This window comes from Flavobacterium sp. (assembly GCF_025352015.1).
GTDB lineage: Bacteria > Bacteroidota > Bacteroidia > Flavobacteriales > Flavobacteriaceae > Flavobacterium.
On the sequence record NZ_JANXUG010000096.1, the window covers coordinates 20,482 to 40,768 of the forward strand.

Consider the following 20,287-nt stretch of genomic DNA (forward strand, 5'->3'; position numbering starts at 1 on the left):
GGCAGCTGTTTGATAAACAAATTTAAAGATAACCAATAAATGTTTCATTGAATTGAAACGACATTCCAAAAAATAAAAAAACGAGTTGAAATCATCCCTGAAATCAACTCGCTTTGAATAAAATTATTGTAATTCTATTTTTTCTTTTTGTCGTCAATGATTGCTCCTGTTCCTGCGCCAAGACCTGCTCCAGCTAAACCACCAATTATGGCACCTTCTGCTTTATTTTTACTAATTGCTGCTCCCGTAATTGCTCCAACTCCAGCACCTATTACTGCTCCTTTTGCGGCACCACTCCATTTTCTTCTTTTATGTGTTGTCTCTCCAGGTTGTGCAGCTTGTTGGTCATGAACTACAACAACTTCTTTTTGCTTTACAACTTTTTGTTCAACCACTTTCATAGAATCAATGATGTGCTGCTTTTCGGCTACTCTTTTCATAGAATCGATAGTCGTTTTATGACTTTCATCAATCACTACACCTTGTTTATCTGTATTTTTACAGGCGACCAAAATACTTACTGCGGCTAAAATTATTACTAGATTTTTCATATCTTTTTTTTGGTTATAAACAAATGTACGTGATTTATACCCAAATGGTTTACATAATTTTAATTAAAACTTATAGAATTTAATTTTACTTTCTATTAAAAATGATAGTATTGCCCACATTCATTCCGTTATTTTTTGCCAAAACGCCGCACAAATGAAATAACATTCGGGCTCCAACATTGCCATCCCAATCGTTTTCATTAGGTGCAACTTCTACTAGATCAAAGCCGATGATTTCTTTTCCGCTTGACGCTAATTTGTTAAATAAATAAGTAGCTTGTTCATACGAAAAACCACCGGGAACTGGCGTGCCCGTGCTTGGTGAATACCATTGTTGCATGCCGTCAATATCAAACGAAATACACACTTTTTGGGGTAAACTCGCAATAATAGCGTCACATTGTTCAGCCCATGTTTTGCCTTCAAAAGATTCATTTTTCAAGTCGGTATCCGTGTTTACCAAAACTCTTCCGTTGGACTGCTGAACAACCTCAACTTCTTGTGCACAAAAATCACGAATTCCAACTTGAACTATCTTTGAAATTTGTGAGATTTGCAAGGCATTATAAATTATTGAAGCATGAGAAAAGGTAAATCCTTCGTAGGCGATACGTAAATCCATGTGGGCATCAAGGTGCAAAATTCCATAGTTATCGTGCATTGTAGCTAGAGCTTCATAGTATCCCAAAGGTGTAGAATGGTCGCCACCCAATAGGGCCACTTTTTTGCCTTTGCTCATCCAAAACAATACTTTTTCTTTTACTTCGTCATGTAACTCGCGACACGCATTATTTATAGTGGTTAAATTATCGACTAAAATGGGATGATTGTTTAAATCTTCGCCACTTTCGAGTGCTTGAATAATAGGTTGCGCGAGTGTCTTATATTTTTTTGAATTAGTCAACCAATGAGAAGGTACTTCTTCATAAAAAATTCCTAGTTTCCATAATTCTGGAAAATCTTGATGATTTAAATCTACTTGAAAAGAAGCGTCCAAAACTGCGGAAGGACCATCGGAAGCACCAGAACCATAACTAACCGTTACTTCCCAAGGCACAGGAATAATTATAATTTCTGATTGTTCTGCTGAAAACGGCAGTCCAAAAATAGTTGCATCGGCTAAACCAGGCTGACTTGGGTCAAAACTTTCTATGATGTATTGTTTGGTCATTATTTTAATGTTAAAATTCCATTTTTTAGTATTTGTCCAAAGTTAAAAATATCCTCAAAAGAACAATAAAAAGGCACTGGCGCAAATCTGATTACGTTGGGTTCCCGCCAGTCTGTAATGACGCCGTTTTTCATTAGGTAGTCAAATAAACTTCTTCCTTGTCCGTGCAGAAAAACAGAGAGTTGGCATGCTCGTTCTTCCTGATTTGAGGGTGTAATAATTTCGAATTCTGTGCCTTCGATTTGCGAATCTATTTCGTGCAAAATGAATTCTAAATAAGCGGTAATTTGATTTCTTTTTTTAACAAGCTTTTCCATGCCTACTTCTGCAAACAGTTCTACCGATGCTAGATAAGGTGCCAAGGACAAAATGGGTAAATTGCTTACTTGCCAGCCATCGGCACCAATTATTGGGTCAAATTCTTGCTCCATTAAAAAGCGTCGTTCTTTGTTTTGTGCCCACCAACCGCCAAAACGTGGCAGTTGTTTATTGGCATGATGCTTTTCGTGAATGAAACATCCCGCGGCGTTTCCTGGTCCAGAATTCATGTATTTGTAGGAACACCACGCGGCAAAGTCTATGTTCCAATCGTGCAAATGTAGGGTAATATTGCCTACAGCATGCGCTAAATCAAATCCAACAATTGCACCAGCTTTATGACCCGCATCAGTAATAGATTTCATGTCAAAAACTTGACCTGTATAATAGTTTACGCCGCCAATTAAAACTAATGCCAACTCACTTCCTACTTCATTTATTTTGGCAATAATATCTTCTACTCTAATATTGTGTTCGCCTTCTCGGCGCTTGATTTCAACAATCGTATCTTCTTGTTTTATGACTAAATGTCTCGAATGAAAATCAACTTGCGATTGAAACATATATTGGTCTGAAGGAAATGCTTTTTCTTCACAAATGATTTTGTATCGCGTTTTTGTGGGATTGTAAAACGAAACCATCAGCAAATGTAAATTGACGGTCAAAGTATTCATTACGGTAATTTCTGAAGGTTTTGCTCCTACTAATTTACTCAACGGATTTGCAAAGCGTTCGTGGTAATCCCACCAAGGTTTAGGAGCATAAAAATGACCTTCGACCGCCAAGTTTGCCCAATCGTTCATCACCTCATCAACATATTGCTTGGTGCGTTTGGGTTGTAATCCTAATGAGTTTCCTGTGAAGTAAATGACGTTTTTACCGTCGTGTTGTGGGAATATGAATTCGTTTCTGTACTTTTTTAATTCGTCCTGCGAGTCGAGATGTTGTGCAAATTTTAGAGTGTTTTTGAAAGTCATTGTTGCGCTTGATTTGAATTGTAAAAGTATTGAAAATAGAGGAATGAATAAAGGGAAATAAAATTTAGTTTATCGTTTGTTTTTAGCCCTGATTGCAGTAGAAATCATCTTTGTCGAAGTGTAAACTTTGACAAAGATATTGAAACGGAAAGCAGGAACAGGGTTTAATAAAATGCCCGAATGTTTGGCTCATAAAAAAATCCCAGTCTGGTTTTTGAAAACTAAACTGGGATTGATAGTGTTGTTTTATTTTAAACAATAACTACTTAAATGATTAACATAGCATCGCCATAGGAATAAAAACGGTATTTTTCTTTGATGGCTTCTTCGTAGGCTTTTTTCATTAAATCGTGTCCACAAAAAGCGGAAACCATCATTAATAACGTTGATTTTGGGGTATGAAAGTTGGTGACCATACAATCGGCTATGCTAAAATCATAGGGAGGAAAAATAAATTTATTAGTCCAACCGGCGTAGGGATTTAGGGTTCTTTGTGAGGATACCGAGCTTTCGATGGCACGCATAGAAGTAGTTCCAATGCAACAAATTTTATTTTTTTTGACCTTTGCTCCGTTGACAATATCGCAAGCTTCTTGAGAAATTATTAGTTCCTCGGAATCCATTTTGTGTTTTGATAAATCTTCTACTTCTACGGGATTAAAAGTTCCTAAACCTACGTGCAATGTTACTTCGGCAAAATCAATACCTTTGATTTCTAATTTTTTCAACAAGTGTTTAGAAAAGTGTAATCCGGCTGTTGGTGCTGCTACTGCGCCTTCTACTTTGGCATAAATGGTTTGGTAACGCTCTGCATCTTCTTCGGTTACTTCTCGGTTGATGTATTTTGGAATAGGTGTTTCGCCAAGTTCTGTTAATTTTCTCCGGAATTCATCATAGGAACCATCGTATAAAAAACGCAAAGTTCTTCCGCGCGAAGTTGTATTATCTATTACTTCGGCTACCAATGAATCGTCGTCACCAAAATATAACTTGTTTCCAATTCTGATTTTACGCGCTGGATCGACCAAAACATCCCAAAGTCGTTGTTCTGAATTTAATTCTCGTAACAAGAAAACCTCGATTCTTGCACCTGTTTTTTCTTTGTTTCCGTACATACGAGCCGGAAAAACTTTGGTATTGTTTAAAATCATTACATCGCCATCATCAAAATAATTGATAATGTCTTTAAATTCTTTGTGCTCTATGGTTTTTGTTTTTCTGTTAACTACCATTAATTTGGCTTCGTCACGATTTTCGGGAGGGAATTCAGCTAACAATTCGGGTGGAAGATGGAACTGGAAATGAGATAATTTCATTAAAGAAAGTTTAGGAGTTTATAAGTTTAGAAGGTTTAGTTAATGCTAAATTCTAAATCGCTTGTAAATATACTATTGTGGAATAGCGAATGTCAAGTGTTTTGCTATTTATTTTAAAAATTGTAGCGGTTTAGAAGGTTTTCAAAGTTTTGTTTACAACGTTTTTATTGCAAATCCGATAACTTTTAGGTCTTCCCAAAAGGTTGGATAGGATTTTGAAACCACCTCGGCATCTTCGATTATGATGGGAGTTTTCAGTGCTAATGGCGCAAATGCCATTGCCATCCTATGGTCTTGGTAGGTTTTAATTTTAATGTTAGAATTAATTTTAGTTGAAAATCCTAAAGTAAGGCTGTCGTCAGAGATTGAAACCGTTGCGCCAAGTTTTTCAAGTTCGTTTTTCAAGGCTTGCAATCTGTTTGTTTCTTTTATTTTGAGCGTATGCAATCCTGTTAAGTGGCACTCAATTCCTAATCCAAAGCAGGTAACTGCTATGGTTTGAGCAATATCGGGTGAATTGTTTAATTCTAAATGGTGAATTGTGAGTTGTGACTTGTGACTTGTAGATTTTGAAATTGTTATTGATTTATTGTCATTGAAAATGGTTTTAACTCCAAAATTCTTGTAGATTTCGATTAATGCTGCATCGCCCTGAATACTGTTCTGTTTGTAACTTGAAAGCGTTATTTGTGTTCCGACTGGCGAAAGTGCAATTATCGAATAAAAATAAGATGCAGAAGACCAATCACTTTCAATGATGAATTGTTGCCCATCGACTGCGTTCAGGGAGACAGGTGGTTTTACTGAAATTTTATTTTCAATAAAAGACGTTTCAACCCCAATTTTATTCAGCAAACTCAAAGTCATTTTGATGTAAGGAACAGACGTTATTTTGCCTAGAAGTGTTAATTCGATTCCGTTTTCTAATTTGGGAGCGATCAGTAATAATGCTGAAATGTATTGACTACTGACCTTTGCTGCTAATGAAACTTTGTTTCGCAAAAGCTTTTTTCCAGTAATTCTTATGGGTGGAAAACCGTCATTTTCTTCATAGCTTATTTCAGCGCCCAATTGTTTTAGCGCATCAACCAAAATTTTAATGGGTCTTTCTTTCATTCGAGACGAACCCGTCAGCACTACTTCGCTGTTAGGCTGAATGGCAAAATAGGCGGTTAGAAATCGCATGGTGGTTCCTGCGTGATCTATGTTAATTATGGTGGCGTCTCGACTGCGTTCGATGTGACAAATGGTAGAAAGTGCTTTCACCATCACTTCAGAATCATCAGAATTAGAGATGTTTTCCAAAGTTAGATTAGGATATAACGCCTGTAGCAATAACAACCTATTGGTTTCTGATTTACTTCCCGTTATTTCAACTTTCGACTTTTGACTTTCGACTTTTGACTTTTCAATTTTAAGATTCACAATTATTTTAATTTCTCGTTACTTTGATGGCGGTCATGATCCCGGCTCGTTTTTAAGTCCAATTTTTTATCAAAAGCCGTCTGTAAATCAATACCAGTTTGATTGGCTAGGCACAAAACTACAAAAACCACATCGGCTAGTTCTTCGCCCAGATCTTTGTTTTTATCGCTTTCTTTCTCGGATTGTTCGCCATATCTTCGGGCAATGATGCGGGCTACTTCGCCTACTTCTTCGGTGAGTTGTGCCATATTGGTCAGTTCGTTAAAGTAACGAACGCCGTGGTTTTTTATCCAATTGTCTACTTCGAGTTGGGAGTTTTTAATATTCATGATTTTGAATTGTGAATGGTGAGTTATGAATTGTGAATTATGAATTGAACAAATATAAATAATTGTGTTTGGTGAATTTAGAATAGTGAGTGATTTTTCAGCTAAAACCCCCAAGTTTGGGGTTCAGGGCGTCAAAAATGGGGTTCCAGACCCCAAATTTGGGGTTGTATAACGTCAAAAATGGGGTTCAGAACGTCAAACTTTGGGGTTCTAGACGTCAAATTTGGGGTTCAGAACGTCAAACTTTGGGGTTTTGCCACTAAAAAACCTCTCTACCACAAGGGTCAGAGAGGTTTTGAGTATCGCTAGGGTAGCTTTTACTGTGGGTTACTACCAGCGTTTTTGCTAACTCCAGTTCTGTTAAAGAACTGCGATAGCTCATCTACTTTTGACTGATAACCTGCCTTGCCAGAACCCGCCTTATATTGGCTGTAGCCATAATCTTTTAACGAAGCACTGTAGTTGTCAAAATCGTGAAGGATTTTTTTGTTTTCAATACCTTCTACTAATTTTTTAATCCTGAAAAGGATGGCTTCTGAAAATGCTCTTGACTCAAAATCATTCATAAACTCTACCCAGTCTACAGATGGGTCGCTCAACTCCGGATTTGAAGTTCTCAAATCTCTAACCTTGTTAACAATAAGTTTGTTTTGCTCATTAACACTACCATATTTTTGGCGTTCTTGTTTAGACAGTGCCACTAATTTGGTGTCAATAGCTGCTTCTAAAAGTTTCAAATTTGCATCAATCGAAACTTTTTCACTAGCATCGTAGTGATTGTTGTTTAAATTTTCCAACATGATAATTACATTTAAAAGGGTTATTTATTTTGTTTTTTAAACTCTTTTCAAAAATAAAAAAACTCTTTTTTACTACAAAAAAATTAGAATAAAATTTTATTAAATTTATAAAAGATAAATACTAATGCGCTTTTGTTGCTCCTCCTGAACTAGTATCATACCATCCACGTGTTTTTGATTTCCATCCAGTTCCACGACAACATTTGCAAGTTAGGGTACCCAGTTGACCACAATCAGGACAACCCTTCCAGCCATCTGGATTTATAATACTCTTGCTACAAGCAATCCAGCCTTTGCCCGAACACTTACCACACATAGTATTTGTTTTGCCATTACAACAAGGACAATATTCGTTTTTTTCTGAATTCTGTTGATTTTGCTGACTTTGTTGGTTTTGTTGAAGTTTATTAATCTCATTCAATGATTTATTTAGCTCTTGAGTAATTGCTGTTTCTTCTTGAGGTTTGGAAGTTTCATCAAGTGTTTTCGATGCAGCATTTAGTATTGATTCCAACAAAGTTATATACCGACTAGTTGCAAAAACTAAACCTTATTTTTTGTGTCAATAATAATCGTAACTGGTCCATCATTACATAGTGCCACTTTCATATCGGCACCAAACCGTCCTGTTTGAACTTTTTTCCCCAGTTCAAGTTCTATTTGGGTGATGAAACTTTCGTAGAGCGGAATGGCGATTTCGGGTTTCGCCGCTTTGATATAAGACGGACGATTCCCTTTTTTGGTAGCAGCGTGTAGTGTAAATTGTGATACAACAATCATATCGCCATAAACCTCTTTGAGTGATAAATTCATCACATGGTTTTCATCGTTAAAGATTCGTACGTTGGCAATTTTGGCGGCTAGCCAACTGCAATCTTCCTGACTATCGGCAGTTTCAATACTTATTAAAACCAGTAATCCTTGATCAATAGCGGCTATTTTTAACCTATCTATAGTTACAGAGGCGGAGGAAACGCGTTGAAGGACTGCTTTCATTAATAAAGTCTTAAAGTTAAAAAGTCGAAAGTTGAAAGCCATTTTAGTTTTGACTTTATGACTTCAGACTTTTGACTATTTCCTAGTTTCATCGCTAGCAATTCTATCATCATTGTACACATCAGAGCGGTAATGCTCGTCGTCGCCTTCTAGTATTTTGAGGTAACTATTGTATCGAGACCAAGCTATTTTATTGGCTTCCAACGCTTTTTTGACGGCGCAATGTGGTTCGTCTTTATGCAAACAATTGTTAAACTTGCATTGCTCTTGGAGTTTAAAAAACTCTGGAAAATAACCACTTACCTCTGAAGGTTCCATATCAACGATTCCGAAACCTTTGATGCCAGGAGTATCAATAATTTTGGCATCAAAGTTCAAATCATACATCTCGGCAAACGTGGTGGTGTGCTGTCCTTGTTTGCTTTGTTCTGAAATGTTTTTGGTTTTGAGGTTCAAATTAGGTTCTAGTGCATTGACCAAGGTAGATTTCCCAACTCCTGAATGTCCCGAAAACATACTGACATTGGCCGTCATCAATTGCTTTAACTGCGTAATGCCTTTGTGTTCGAGAGCTGAAACTTTTAGGCATTTGTAACCAATTTCAGAATAGATGTATTGCAAATACAGTTGTTCCTCTTTCATGGCTTCATCGTAAGTATCTGTTTTGTTAAAAATCAAAACAGCTTCTATACCATAGGCTTCGGCGGTGACCAAAAATCGATCGATAAAACTAGTAGTGGTTGGTGGATTATTAATGGTGATTAACAAAAAAACAAGATCGATATTTGAAGCAATAATATGCGTTTGTTTGGACAGATTCACCGATTTTCTGACAATATAATTTTTTCGGTCGTGAATGTTGGAAATGCTACCCGTAACGGCATCCGAGGTTTCATCTAATTCAAAATCTACGACATCACCCACCGCAATTGGGTTGGTGCTTTTGATGCCTTGCATACGGAATTTACCTTTGATACGGCATTCAAAAATTTGGTTATCCGCAGTTTTTACGGAGTACCAACTTCCTGTAGATTTGTAGACGAGTCCTGTCATGCCGCAAAGATAAGATTTTAGAATTTAGAATAATTGAATAAAAAAAGACTGTTTTAAAAACAGTCTTTTTGTTAATTAAAAAACACAAATCTAATTCAGATAAGGAAAATTTCTTGAAACTTTTCTCATCATATGTTCAACTAAATCATCTGTTGAAGATGAAAGAGTGTCATCCATTGTTTTGAAAAATCTCCATAACAATTCGCCATCAGCTCCATTATTTAAAGTCATAATTAATGAACCTGTACCTGTTTTACCTCTAAATCCTCCAAACATAATAACCGACGCAATTGCCGCTCCTTCAGATTTTGACTGCTCTGATTCAAAAGTACCTCCAATAATTGCATCAACACCTAATATTTTTGCAATCTCATCATTAGTCATTTCATCTAACTTATCAATCACACCAGCTTTTTTTAACAAAATGTTTGTTTTTTCAACATCTTGAAAATTCACAGTATAGTTATCTCTTTTACGCAAGAGAAAAGTATACATACTAGACTGAATAGATTTTGACATTTTAATCTCTTGTTCTTTGTTAGCGTCTTCACTAAAATTTTTTGGCTGTTATCTATAAGATATTTTAACTGTAAATGGCAAAATAGCTACAATTTTATGAAGCTTAATTGCTGATTTTAATTGAGGACTTTCAAAAATTTGCTTTTGAGAGAATCCAATTGAGCTGATAAATAAAAAAAATAATAGGATATTTTTTTCATTTTGACTTTTTTAAATGTTATTGATTGTTATTATTGTTGCCGCAATGATACAAAAACAAAAATGATAAATCATAGGTTTTATTTTTTATCGGTTATAAATCAGCCATTAATGATTTTCTCCTGGTGGCTTATGCTTTCTTGGTGTATTGCTTTGAAAATTTTTAAAATAAATTCTTCGCTCAAGCCACGTTCCTCGCCTTCTAATATCATTTTGCCAAGTATTTCATTCCAGCGTTTGTTTTGTAAAACGGCAACATTTTTAGCTTTTTTGAGGGCACCAATCTGTTCTGCTACTTTCATTCGATTACCAAGAATTTCCAATAATTTACTATCGGCAATATCAATGTTAGCCCGAAGTTTTATCATTTCGGTATTGTAATCAACCTCTTCGGTGGTTCTTTTTTTTACTTTCAAATCGTCAAATATTTGTTTCAAAACCGTTGGTGTAACTTGTTGCGCGGCATCACTCCAAGCGTTGTCCGGGTCAACATGCGTTTCAATAATCAATCCGTCATAATTCAAATCCAGTGCCTGTTGCGAAACTTCTAGAATCATATCTCTTCGGCCAGTAATGTGCGAAGGATCACAAATTAAAGGCAAATCGGGAAAGCGGCTTTGTAGTTCGATAGCAATCTGCCATTCGGGAATGTTTCTGTATTTTGTTTTTTCGTAAGTCGAAAATCCTCTGTGGATTACGCCCAGTTTTTTTATTCCGGCATTGTACAATCTTTCCACACCGCCAATCCACAAAGCCAAATCGGGATTTACCGGATTTTTTACCAAAACAATTTTATCGGTTCCAGCCAAAGCATCAGCAATTTCCTGAACAGCAAACGGATTAACTGTGGTACGTGCGCCAATCCATAACACATCAATATCGTGTTCTAATGCTAATTTAACATGGGCTGCATTTGCTACTTCAGTTGCCATTAACAAACCTGTTTCAGCTTTTGCTTTCTGAAGCCATTTTAGACCGATAGCTCCAACGCCTTCAAATCCGCCGGGACGTGTTCTGGGTTTCCAAATTCCCGCACGCAAATTAAAATACTAACATCAGAGTCTTTTAATTTGCGTGCAATTTTCAGTACCTGGTCTTCAGTTTCCGCACTACATGGTCCGGCAATTACTAGTGGATGACTCAATTTAAAATCGTCTAACCACTTTCTGTTTTCTTGTGTAATATTCATAGCATTTTATCTTCTGTAAATTTATTGTTTTTTTAAACCAGTAAGAAATTAAGTTTTATTTTTAACTTTTCGGTTGCGCTTTCGGGTTTGTTCTTTGATCCATCCTGAATCTAGGGACAAAATCATAAAACTGGCAATTTTTCGTTACCGTTGCATTAATTATTACATTTGTTCTAAATATTTCAATTATGTCAATAGAAGTTCAGAATATTTCAAAAAGTTATGGTTCCCAAAAAGCATTAGACAATGTTTCTTTCTCGGTAAAAAAAGGAGAAATCGTTGGTTTTCTTGGTCCGAATGGCTCCGGAAAATCTACTTTGATGAAAATTTTGACAACCTTTATCAATGCTGATGAGGGAACTGCCTCTGTAAACGGAAGCGACGTAAATGCAAATCAAAAAGCCGTGCAGCTTTCGGTTGGCTATCTTCCGGAACACAATCCGTTGTATTTCGATTTATATGTTCGCGAATATTTAGCATTTAATGCTGATGTTTATAAAGTCGCAAAAGCCCGAATTGAAGAAGTAATTCAGTTAACAGGATTATCGCCCGAAAGTCATAAAAAAATTGGGCAACTATCAAAAGGATATCGTCAGCGTGTGGGTTTGGCGACTGCTTTATTGCACAATCCTGATGTGCTAATTTTGGACGAACCTACAACCGGACTTGACCCCAATCAATTAGTGGAAATAAGAAACGTAATAAAAAACGTTGGGAAAGACAAAACGGTTTTTCTCTCCACACACATTATGCAGGAAGTTGAGGCAATCTGCGACCGCGTAATCATTATTGATAACGGAAAAATTGTAACTGATAAAAAACTGGACAAACTTGTTTCGGAAGAGAAAGAACAAATCATCGAAGTCGAATTTGATAAAATTATTAATGAAAGTTTGTTAGCCAGTTTGCAAAACATTAAAACCTTTAAAAAAACTAGCGATAATCTTTGGATATTAACTTTCGCTACAGAAGAAGATATGCGTCCGAAAGTATTTGATTTTGCCCACGATAACGGCTTGAAAACACTTCAAATAAGTTTAAAAAGCAAAAATTTAGAACAAATTTTTAGGGAGAAAACCAATAAAAATAGTAATTAGCAAACTGTAATTTAAGGATAAACTACTTGCCCCGTAAACAAGGCATCGAGCGGTGAATGAATGGGCGGTAAATTCTTCAAAACTAAATTTCCTGTACTGTTTAAAAGTCCCGTCACACTTTGAATAGGGTTTACAATCATATCGTTAGATCCACGATGATACACCACAACATTTTGAGCAATCAAATTTTCTGCTTCAATTCTTCCATCGCCAAAATAAAAATTAAAATGAGCAGAATTAGTTTGTCCCGACAGAAAAAAGCGCGATACATTATTATTGGAGATAGTAATTGAATTATTATTCAAATTAAGAATAAAATCTCCTGTGCCTGCGCCAGCTTCGCCATCGGCATCTTTATCTAAGGACAATACACTCAAATTTGCAAAAGTCAAAACACCGTTGGTTCTGATAGTTCTGTCGGTTTTTGAATAAATTTCTTCAAGTGTTGGTGTGGTAACTAAAATTTTGGTTTGTCCGTAAGCTCGAACCCAATTGCAACTTAACTCGTCTTTAAAAATTAATTGGTCTCCATTTTGTATCACCGAAACATTGTCGATAAAATTAGAACCAGCCTGAATCTGTACCTTATAGGCTGCGCCTTCTGTAACGACCACTTCAATTCCCTTATAAACCTTTATTTTCTTGAACGGCAATACAGCGATTTCTTTTGTAATTGTAGCACCCGAAGTTTGAATACAATCACTTGGCTTTTCACACGAGGTAATAATCAAAATACTTATGATAAATAATACTTTTTTTTTCATCTTTTCAGTTTTATAATCTTACACCAACCCCAAATTCTAGTGCTTCTGCAAGAAACAAATGCGTTTTTATGGTAAATCCACCAAAAATTTTATTGGTAAAATAATACTTTATGCCCACGCGATCATAAACCGGAATGTCTTTGTTAAATGGGCGATAGACGTAATAACCTAGTTGTGTTTCGAGCGAAATTCGGTTGATAAATAATTCGTGCCCAATAAAAACACCTACGCGTTTGTAATCTGTATTGGGGTCAATATTCATTTCGGGATAGGCAACTGCAAAGTATTTGATATAATCTTTGAAAGATTGGGTTAAGAACAATTCTGTGCCTAGTTGCAAAGCTGATTTTCTATTCAATCGCTTATCTACATAAAAACCAATATGGTAAAAAGGCCTTTGTCCGCTCCGAATAATAGGACTTTCGTTAATTCCTGAACGCAAAACAAAGTTGTAGTGTATCGGCTGATGATTTATTTTTGTAATTCGGGCAGTATCAACGATTCTAGCTTTTTCTGGATTAAAATTATAGTTAAACCCAAGATTAAGCACATAAGTATTAATACCGCTGTTGGGCGATTTTATTCTTCCGTTGGAGTAATGCGTAAACAACAGCCCAGTATGAAAACCAAAAGGTTTTAACAAAGTTTGGTTATCATAATTAAGTCCAATATTAGTATTAGCCATCAGTTGTGAACCAAATGCTTTATTGATACTATTACTAACTTTATCATACGGATTTGTGGTCAATGCAATTCCTTGAGATAAACTGAAGAGTACTCTTCGCTTGAAAAAATAAAAATTATATAAGCCACCCACCGAATAATTTTGACCCAAAGGCTGACTTTTAAAATCTTGATATAAAAAATAAGCGCCATAATCTGGGAAATTATAAGCATGATGCCATTCTTTGCTGCCATTACTTTTCACCAAAAAACTAACCATCACACCTTCGGGATGACCATTGACTATTTGCGCTACATCATCACGATGAGGCAAAACATTGCCTCTTAAAATAGATGCTTCAATGGCAAAGCAACCTTTTTGTTGCGCCATGACAATACCCGAAATCAAAAAAAGCAAATAATAAATCCTGTTCATGCAAAAAATTTAATTCGCACAAATATAGCAGAATATCTTAATGAGAGGAATTTTTGTAAATTATGCGATGCGAGCTAAAAAACCTCGTTAGCAATCGCCTTAATATTTTCTGCTTTTCCCATAGAATAATAATGCAAAACAGGAATTCCAGCGGCAACTAATTCTTTACTTTGCTGGGTGCACCATTCAATTCCAATTTCTTTTACATGATCGTTATCTTTAGCTTTTACAACGGCCATAATCAAATCGTCAGGTAATTCTAACGAAAAACGATGCGGAATTAAATTCAATTGTTTTTTGGTAGCAATAGGTTTTAAACCAGGTATGATGGGAACTGTAATGCCCGCAGCTCTGCATTTGGCAACAAAATCAAAGAATTTTTTATTATCAAAAAACATTTGCGTGACGATATAGTCGGCACCGTTTTTTATTTTTAGTTTCGTAAAATGAATATCACTATCCAAACTGGGCGCTTCCATGTGTTTTTCTGGATAACCAGTAACTCCAATACAAAAATTAGTTTGCGCCGAATTTTGTAAATCTACATCTAGATAAATTCCGTTATTCAAATTGTTGATTTGCAGCACCAAATCGCTTGCATATTCGTTTCCGTCTTTTTCAGGCTTAAAATAAGTTTCCGTTTTCAGCGCATCGCCGCGCATAGCAACTACATTGTTTATTCCGAGGAAATCCAAATCAATCAACAAATTTTCGGTATCCTCTTTTGTAAATCCGCCACAAAGAATATGTGGAATAGCATCTACATCATATTTATTCTGAATTCCGGCGCAAATCCCAACCGTTCCCGGTCGTTTTTTTACAATTTTCTTTTGTAGCAAACCGCTTGGCAATTCTTTAAATTCATACTCTTCACGATGATAGGTTACATCAATAAATGGCGGATTGAATTCCATCAACGGATCAATACTATCAAAAATAGACTGAATATTTTGTCCTTTTAAAGGCGGTAAAATTTCAAAGGAAAATAATGGTTTTCCTTGGGCGTTTTCTATGTGTTGTGTTACTTTCATTTGTTTAGTCTTAAAGTTTGAAAGTCGAAAGTCGAAAGTCAAAAATCCTTTAAGACTTTATGACTTTAGACTTTATGACTAATTTAATCTGCTATATTTGGACTTAACCATTTTGTTGCCATTTCGGTAGAAATTCCTCTACGTTTGGCGTAATCTATTACTTGATCTTCTTTAATTTTTCCGAGTCCAAAATACTTACTCGCTGGATTTGCAAAATAATATCCAGAAACTGAACTTGCTGGCCACATTGCCATACTTTCGGTTAAGGTTACTCCTATTTCTTGTTCTACATTTAATAATTTAAAAATCGTTGGCTTTTCGAGATGATCAGGACAAGCAGGATAGCCTGGTGCAGGACGAATTCCGTTGTATCGTTCCGAAATTAAATCTTGATTGGATAAGTTTTCATCAGATGCGTAACTCCAAATTTCTTTTCTCACTTTTAAGTGTAAATATTCTGCAAATGCCTCGGCAAATCTATCTGCCAAAGCTTTAATCATTATCGAATTATAATCGTCTAAATCTTTTTCAAACTCGGCTGCTTTTTCATCTACACCAAAACCTGTAGTTACACAAAAACAGCCTATGTAATCTTGCTTACCAGAATCTTTTGGCGCAATAAAATCTGCCAATGCTTTGTTTGGCGCGCCAACCGTTTTTTGAGATTGTTGTCTTAAAGTTAAAAAAGTTGTTGGTTGTTGGTTGTTATTTGTTGGTTCTTTACTTTCGACTAAAATATCATCATCATTCACAGTGTTTGCTGGAAAAATTCCGAGAATTCCTTTGGCAGTAAGCCATTTTTCCGATACTATTTGTTGCAACATTTCTTGTGCATCGGCAAATAAATTAGTGGCTTGTTCGCCAACAACATCATCGATTAAAATCGCTGGATATTTTCCGTACAATTCCCAAGAATTGAAAAATGGTGTCCAATCGATAAAATCTACCAATTCAGAAAGTTCCACCTCGATAGTTTTTGTTCCGATGAAATTAGGTTGTATTGAAGTAAAATTATCCCAATCTAACTTCAATTTATTTTTACGAGCTTCTTCAATAGACAGAAAATTTTTGTCCCGACTTCTGTTCAAATATCCATCACGCAACTTGTCATATTCTTCTCGAATTGCTTTAACATAACCTTCTTTTGTTTCGGCTTGCAATAAATTACTTGCCACCGTTACTGCACGAGAAGCATCGTTTACGTGAACAACTGTTTGCTTGTATTCTGGTGCAATTTTCACAGCAGTATGTGCACGAGAAGTTGTTGCGCCACCAATCATAATAGGAATTGAAATATTTAATTTATCTAATTCTTTTGCCAAATACACCATTTCGTCTAGTGATGGCGTAATCAATCCGCTCAATCCAATGATATCTACATTATGCTCAATTGCTGCCTGAATAATTTTTTCTGGGGGAACCATAACTCCCAAGTCGATGATTTCAAAGTTATTACAGCCCAAAACTACGGCCACAATATTTTTTCCAATATCGTGAACATCGCCTTTTACAGTTGCCATTAACACTTTTCCAGCCGATGATGATTTTCCGTCTTTTTGGGCTTCGATGAATGGCAAAAGATATGCAACTGCTTTTTTCATTACACGAGCTGATTTAACAACTTGTGGCAAAAACATTTTTCCGCTTCCGAATAAATCTCCTACAACATTCATTCCTGCCATTAAATTCACCTCAATAACTTCAATGGCTTTCGCCGAATTTGCTCGGGCTTCTTCAACATCAATTTCTATAAATTCGTCAATTCCTTTTACTAATGAATGTGTTAATCGTTCTTGAAACGAACCATTTCGCCATTCGGCAATTGCTTTTTCGTTTACTTTGTATTCGCCTTTGAAGGTTTCGGCTAAATCTAATAATCGTTCGGTTGCGTCGTCTCTTCGGTTTAAAAGTACATCTTCAACATGTTCTAAAAGTGTTTTATCAACTTGATCGTAAATTTCCAGCATTTCTGGGTTTACAATTCCCATTGTCATTCCGTTTTGAATGGCATGATATAAAAACGCCGAGTGCATTGCTTCACGAACGGTATCATTGCCTCTAAACGAAAACGAAACGTTGCTTACTCCACCAGAAATATTAGCATACGGAAGATTTTCACGAATCCATTTTGTAGCTCTAAAAAAATCTAAAGCATTTAATTTATGTTCATCCAATCCAGTTGCTACCGGAAAAATATTTGGATCAAAAATAATATCTTGTGCTGGAAAATGAACTTCGTTTACCAGAATGTCATAACTTCTTTTGCAAATTTCAATTCTTCTTTCGTAAGTATCGGCTTGACCTTTTTCGTCAAATGCCATTACAATTACTGCGGCGCCATATCGTTTAATTAATTTGGCGTGATGAATAAATGTTTCTTTTCCTTCTTTTAGAGAAATGGAATTTACAACTGCTTTTCCTTGCACAACTTTTAATCCAGCTTCGATAATTTCCCACTTGGAACTGTCAATCATTACTGGAACTCGAGCAATATCTGGTTCGGCAGCAATTAGATTTAAGAATTTAGTCATGGCATAAACGCCGTCGAGCATTCCTTCGTCCATATTGACATCGATAATTTGTGCGCCACCTTCAACTTGTTCACGTGCTACCGAAAGTGCTTCGTTATAGTTTTCTTCTTTTATTAATCGAAGAAATTTACGCGAACCAGTTACATTGGTTCGTTCGCCAACATTTACGAAATTAGAATTTTCGGTAACGAAAAGGGGTTCTAAACCTGAAAGTTGTAAATTTATTTTGTTTGTTCTTGACATGTTTATGCTGAATTTATTCAGTATCTTTTATTATTTTTAGCCACAGATTAAAAAGGATTTTCACAGGTTTTAATTTGTTACTAATTCTGATTTTCTGGGTTTGAATTGTGCTGCAACTTCGGCAATTGCTTTTATGTGTTCAGGTGTTGTACCACAACAACCGCCAATTATATTGATTAAATTATCTTGCAAATATTCTTTTATTAAGGCTTGCATTTCGGCTGGTGTTTGATCATATTGTCCGAATGCGTTTGGCAAACCTGCATTTGGATGCGCAGATATATTGAGTTGTGTATTGTGTGCTAATCTTTTTAGATAAGGTTTTAATTGATCGGCTCCAAGTGCGCAGTTGAAACCAATACTTAATAAATCGATGTGTTGAATAGAAATTAAAAAAGCTTCTACAGTTTGCCCAGAAAGTGTTCTTCCTGAAGCATCGGTAATTGTACCTGAAACCATTACTGGAATATCGAGATTGCGTTCTTCTTTTACTTCCTCGATTGCAAAAAGTGCGGCTTTGGCGTTGAGTGTATCAAATATTGTTTCTACTAATAAAACATCGCAACCACCATCAACTAAAGCTTCTACTTGTTGCTTGTAAGCAATTCGTAAATCATCAAATGTTACGGCACGATAACCAGGATCGTTTACGTCTGGAGACATTGACGCTGTTCTGTTTGTTGGTCCGATTGAACCGGCAACAAAACGTGGTTTATCTGTAAATTCGTCGGCTACTTGGCGTGCAATTTTGGCGGATTCATAGTTGAGTTCATACACCAAATTTTTGAGATGATAATCTGCCATTCCGATTGTGGTCCCCGAGAATGTGTTGGTTTCAACAATATCGGCGCCGGCTTGAAAGTATTGTCTGTGAACTTCTTTTACAGCTTCGGGTTGTGTGATAGAAAGTAAATCGTTGTTCCCTTTTAACGGATGTGGAAAGTCTTTAAAACGTTCGCCACGAAAATCCTCTTCGGAGAAATTGTTACGTTGTAGCATGGTGCCCATTGCTCCGTCGAGCACGAGAATCCTGTTTTGAATTGCTTCTTTAATCTTTGACATTATTTTTCTTTACAAAAATGGATAACTATCTAGCCCCGATTGGCAGTCTCGTTTTTTGGAACGAGACAGAAAGCGGGAATATGGAATGCAAAAATTCGCAAGCCATTCGCTCCTGATACTAAAACTAGTTTAGCATGAAAAATTATAAAAGGTTATCGTGAGAGTGAGAGAAATTCTCGGGGGTTATCTTCTTTCGATAAATCGAAATAGAATGTAGCACCTTTCTCGCCATGGGCTAGAGGTTGCTAAGCTTTCATTGAGTCTAATCTCTCCAGCTTTCGTGATAACAATCAATAAATTTATGAACGATGCAAAGTAAAGTCATAGAAATTTATTTTGCAACTGTTTTAAATAAAAAAACCCACCGAAGTGGGTTTTTTATGAAATAAAGAGTTTTTCTAGTTTTTTATTATTTTAGAAGTTCCAATTCCTTTATTGGAAAGCACTTTTACAAAGTAAATTCCTGAACTTAAATCGGCAACATTGATTTGGATGTTATTTAATCCAGCAACATTTACATCATTTACTATTCTGCCGTTTATATCGATTACTTTAACATTGTTGATGGCTGTCGCATTTGTTGATGTTATGTCGAAAGTAGTGGTCACAGGGTTTGGATATATTTCGAAGTTTTGTGCAAAGAAATCGGCTGTGCTTAAAGGTCTGTTTACAGAAAAAGTGTCGATTCCGATTATGTCAGAATTAGTTCCACCTGCTCCGCCATCGGTTACAAAATATCTAAAAGAAAATTTAACCGCTGTTGGTCCCGAAAGCCCACTAATTGTAGTAGTAATTAAACCAGTAGCCCACGATGTTGGATAATCTGTCAGATTTAAATTTGGATTAACATCTGCCAATAAAGTTGTAAAACTTCCCAAATCGGTAGCACCAGTTGTTGGATTTGTCGAGGCAGCACCAGTAGTACTCATTCTGAATTGTAACCTGTCGGCATAAGATGCATTTGGATCAGCAGGAGTTGTATTTTTACCAATTCTGGTATAAAAAGTAACGACATCACCATTCATAACGGTTATTACGGGAGTGATTAACCAGTTACTGATTACACCACTACCTGCTGTTGTAGAAGTACCTGTACTAGTAAAATTGACTAAAGCAAAAGAGTTTAACGAGCCATCTTGACCATTTGGGGTTAAACCTCCAAAAGGAGTCGCAGCTGTTGGAGCTGTATAACTTGCTATAGACCACTTTGGTGCTCCAGTGTATACAGGAGTACTTTGATTTGTTACTTGCCATCCGGCAGCAATCATTGCGGCAGTTGTGCCACTAAATCCAAAAGAAAATTGGTTTTGTGCTATCCCTAAAAAAGGAATTAACAATAAAGTGAGTAAAGTTTTTTTCATGTGTTTTTGATATAAATTAAATTTTTACAAATTTAACCAATTAGATTAAAAAGTCTAAAAAAAATTACATTATTCACACCATAAATTAATAAGGTTTATAAATAATAAAATTATAGAGGTTTGATTGCAATTATTGATTGTTATGAAATAAAATCTAAAAACTTTTTTTTAGATTATAATTTTTTTTAAGTTTGCGCACATCTAAATAGAGGAAAAATTTGAACTGATTGCAACCTCGTAAAAAAATGCTAAAGCAG

The 20,287-nt window shown here is 35.9% G+C and carries 19 protein-coding genes, 1 pseudogene and 1 riboswitch; of the genes and pseudogenes, 2 read left to right on the top strand and 18 right to left on the bottom strand.

Annotated elements, in window-relative coordinates; translation table 11 throughout:
• Positions 1-134: 134 nt before the first annotated feature.
• The 6 genes from Q0Q96_RS09580 to Q0Q96_RS09605 form a co-directional block, all read right to left on the bottom strand.
• On the bottom strand, positions 135-551 hold the full coding sequence (locus Q0Q96_RS09580; RefSeq protein ID WP_293874252.1) for a glycine zipper family protein: 417 nt from the start codon (positions 549-551) through the stop codon (positions 135-137).
• An 85-nt stretch (positions 552-636) separates the two neighbouring features.
• Positions 637-1,722, bottom strand: coding sequence for an agmatinase family protein (locus Q0Q96_RS09585; protein WP_293874255.1), 1,086 nt, complete (start codon positions 1,720-1,722; stop codon positions 637-639).
• Positions 1,722-3,017 (bottom strand): kynureninase, encoded by a 1,296-nt coding sequence (kynU, locus tag Q0Q96_RS09590; RefSeq protein ID WP_293874257.1) that lies wholly within the window; start codon positions 3,015-3,017, stop codon positions 1,722-1,724. The genes Q0Q96_RS09585 and kynU overlap by 1 nt, the downstream gene beginning before the upstream one ends.
• A 266-nt stretch (positions 3,018-3,283) precedes the next feature.
• Positions 3,284-4,333, bottom strand: a complete 1,050-nt coding sequence (gene queA, locus Q0Q96_RS09595) for a tRNA preQ1(34) S-adenosylmethionine ribosyltransferase-isomerase QueA (protein WP_293874260.1) — start codon at positions 4,331-4,333, stop codon at positions 3,284-3,286.
• A gap of 153 nt (positions 4,334-4,486) precedes the next feature.
• Entirely contained in the window at positions 4,487-5,758 is a 1,272-nt protein-coding gene (aroA, locus tag Q0Q96_RS09600; RefSeq protein ID WP_293874263.1) for a 3-phosphoshikimate 1-carboxyvinyltransferase, read from the bottom strand.
• Between the two features lie 2 nt (positions 5,759-5,760).
• Positions 5,761-6,087, bottom strand: coding sequence for a nucleotide pyrophosphohydrolase (locus Q0Q96_RS09605; protein ID WP_293874265.1), 327 nt, complete (start codon positions 6,085-6,087; stop codon positions 5,761-5,763).
• 137 nt (positions 6,088-6,224) lie between these two features.
• Here Q0Q96_RS09605 and Q0Q96_RS09610 point away from each other — a divergent pair, with 137 nt between their 5' ends.
• Positions 6,225-6,350, top strand: a complete 126-nt coding sequence (locus tag Q0Q96_RS09610) for a hypothetical protein (protein WP_293874268.1) — start codon at positions 6,225-6,227, stop codon at positions 6,348-6,350.
• A gap of 54 nt (positions 6,351-6,404) precedes the next feature.
• Here the strand turns inward: Q0Q96_RS09610 and Q0Q96_RS09615 are convergent, their stop codons facing one another.
• From Q0Q96_RS09615 to Q0Q96_RS09640, 6 genes and pseudogenes are all read right to left on the bottom strand, one after another.
• Positions 6,405-6,887: a hypothetical protein gene (locus tag Q0Q96_RS09615; protein WP_293874271.1), complete on the bottom strand. Its 483-nt coding sequence runs from the start codon at positions 6,885-6,887 to the stop codon at positions 6,405-6,407.
• 121 nt (positions 6,888-7,008) lie between these two features.
• On the bottom strand, positions 7,009-7,401 hold the full coding sequence (locus tag Q0Q96_RS09620; RefSeq protein ID WP_293874274.1) for a hypothetical protein: 393 nt from the start codon (positions 7,399-7,401) through the stop codon (positions 7,009-7,011).
• Positions 7,402-7,430: 29 nt separating this feature from the next.
• Complete coding sequence (dtd, locus tag Q0Q96_RS09625; protein WP_293874276.1) at positions 7,431-7,883, bottom strand: D-aminoacyl-tRNA deacylase; 453 nt, start codon at positions 7,881-7,883, stop codon at positions 7,431-7,433.
• A 75-nt stretch (positions 7,884-7,958) separates the two neighbouring features.
• Complete coding sequence (rsgA, locus tag Q0Q96_RS09630; RefSeq protein ID WP_293874278.1) at positions 7,959-8,936, bottom strand: ribosome small subunit-dependent GTPase A; 978 nt, start codon at positions 8,934-8,936, stop codon at positions 7,959-7,961.
• A 90-nt stretch (positions 8,937-9,026) separates the two neighbouring features.
• The gene (locus Q0Q96_RS09635; RefSeq protein ID WP_293874280.1) at positions 9,027-9,431 is read right to left on the bottom strand and encodes a hypothetical protein; all 405 of its coding nucleotides are present in this window, start codon (positions 9,429-9,431) and stop codon (positions 9,027-9,029) included.
• Positions 9,432-9,754: 323 nt separating this feature from the next.
• Positions 9,755-10,842 (bottom strand): annotated as a pseudogene (locus Q0Q96_RS09640) (chorismate mutase).
• 188 nt (positions 10,843-11,030) lie between these two features.
• Here Q0Q96_RS09640 and gldA point away from each other — a divergent pair.
• Positions 11,031-11,939: a gliding motility-associated ABC transporter ATP-binding subunit GldA gene (gene gldA, locus Q0Q96_RS09645; RefSeq protein ID WP_293874282.1), complete on the top strand. Its 909-nt coding sequence runs from the start codon at positions 11,031-11,033 to the stop codon at positions 11,937-11,939.
• 11 nt (positions 11,940-11,950) lie between these two features.
• On the opposite strand, the gene Q0Q96_RS09650 is transcribed toward gldA, so the two are convergent.
• The 6 genes from Q0Q96_RS09650 to Q0Q96_RS09675 all read right to left on the bottom strand — a co-directional run bounded on the left by Q0Q96_RS09650 (position 11,951) and on the right by Q0Q96_RS09675 (position 20,030).
• Complete coding sequence (locus Q0Q96_RS09650; RefSeq protein WP_293874284.1) at positions 11,951-12,703, bottom strand: head GIN domain-containing protein; 753 nt, start codon at positions 12,701-12,703, stop codon at positions 11,951-11,953.
• 10 nt (positions 12,704-12,713) lie between these two features.
• The gene (locus Q0Q96_RS09655) at positions 12,714-13,802 is read right to left on the bottom strand and encodes an acyloxyacyl hydrolase (protein ID WP_293874286.1); all 1,089 of its coding nucleotides are present in this window, start codon (positions 13,800-13,802) and stop codon (positions 12,714-12,716) included.
• Between the two features lie 74 nt (positions 13,803-13,876).
• Entirely contained in the window at positions 13,877-14,833 is a 957-nt protein-coding gene (gene metF, locus Q0Q96_RS09660) for a methylenetetrahydrofolate reductase [NAD(P)H] (RefSeq protein ID WP_293874288.1), read from the bottom strand.
• Positions 14,834-14,916: 83 nt separating this feature from the next.
• A complete protein-coding gene (gene metH / locus Q0Q96_RS09665; protein WP_293874290.1) occupies positions 14,917-17,607 on the bottom strand; it encodes a methionine synthase in 2,691 nt (896 codons plus the stop codon).
• A gap of 69 nt (positions 17,608-17,676) precedes the next feature.
• Positions 17,677-18,669, bottom strand: a complete 993-nt coding sequence (locus Q0Q96_RS09670) for a homocysteine S-methyltransferase family protein (RefSeq protein WP_293874292.1) — start codon at positions 18,667-18,669, stop codon at positions 17,677-17,679.
• Positions 18,670-18,849: 180 nt separating this feature from the next.
• Positions 18,850-18,959, bottom strand: a riboswitch (SAM riboswitch).
• 108 nt (positions 18,960-19,067) lie between these two features.
• The gene (locus Q0Q96_RS09675; protein WP_293874293.1) at positions 19,068-20,030 is read right to left on the bottom strand and encodes a choice-of-anchor J domain-containing protein; all 963 of its coding nucleotides are present in this window, start codon (positions 20,028-20,030) and stop codon (positions 19,068-19,070) included.
• Between the last annotated feature and the right edge of the window lie 257 nt (positions 20,031-20,287).

Bases quoted from the DNA above. Each gene is read 5' to 3' on its own strand.
- Q0Q96_RS09610 (WP_293874268.1), top strand. From the start codon at position 6,225: ATGGGGTTCCAGACCCCAAATTTGGGGTTGTATAACGTCAAAAATGGG.
- Q0Q96_RS09615 (WP_293874271.1), bottom strand. From the start codon at position 6,887: ATGTTGGAAAATTTAAACAACAATCACTACGATGCTAGTGAAAAAGTT.
- gldA (WP_293874282.1), top strand. From the start codon at position 11,031: ATGTCAATAGAAGTTCAGAATATTTCAAAAAGTTATGGTTCCCAAAAA.
- metF (WP_293874288.1), bottom strand. From the start codon at position 14,833: ATGAAAGTAACACAACACATAGAAAACGCCCAAGGAAAACCATTATTT.
- Q0Q96_RS09580 (WP_293874252.1), bottom strand. From the start codon at position 551: ATGAAAAATCTAGTAATAATTTTAGCCGCAGTAAGTATTTTGGTCGCC.
- Q0Q96_RS09670 (WP_293874292.1), bottom strand. From the start codon at position 18,669: ATGTCAAAGATTAAAGAAGCAATTCAAAACAGGATTCTCGTGCTCGAC.
- Q0Q96_RS09655 (WP_293874286.1), bottom strand. From the start codon at position 13,802: ATGAACAGGATTTATTATTTGCTTTTTTTGATTTCGGGTATTGTCATG.
- Q0Q96_RS09675 (WP_293874293.1), bottom strand. From the start codon at position 20,030: ATGAAAAAAACTTTACTCACTTTATTGTTAATTCCTTTTTTAGGGATA.
- rsgA (WP_293874278.1), bottom strand. From the start codon at position 8,936: ATGACAGGACTCGTCTACAAATCTACAGGAAGTTGGTACTCCGTAAAA.
- metH (WP_293874290.1), bottom strand. From the start codon at position 17,607: ATGTCAAGAACAAACAAAATAAATTTACAACTTTCAGGTTTAGAACCC.
- Q0Q96_RS09605 (WP_293874265.1), bottom strand. From the start codon at position 6,087: ATGAATATTAAAAACTCCCAACTCGAAGTAGACAATTGGATAAAAAAC.
- Q0Q96_RS09585 (WP_293874255.1), bottom strand. From the start codon at position 1,722: ATGACCAAACAATACATCATAGAAAGTTTTGACCCAAGTCAGCCTGGT.
- Q0Q96_RS09635 (WP_293874280.1), bottom strand. From the start codon at position 9,431: ATGTATACTTTTCTCTTGCGTAAAAGAGATAACTATACTGTGAATTTT.
- kynU (WP_293874257.1), bottom strand. From the start codon at position 3,017: ATGACTTTCAAAAACACTCTAAAATTTGCACAACATCTCGACTCGCAG.
- queA (WP_293874260.1), bottom strand. From the start codon at position 4,333: ATGAAATTATCTCATTTCCAGTTCCATCTTCCACCCGAATTGTTAGCT.
- dtd (WP_293874276.1), bottom strand. From the start codon at position 7,883: ATGAAAGCAGTCCTTCAACGCGTTTCCTCCGCCTCTGTAACTATAGAT.
- Q0Q96_RS09650 (WP_293874284.1), bottom strand. From the start codon at position 12,703: ATGAAAAAAAAAGTATTATTTATCATAAGTATTTTGATTATTACCTCG.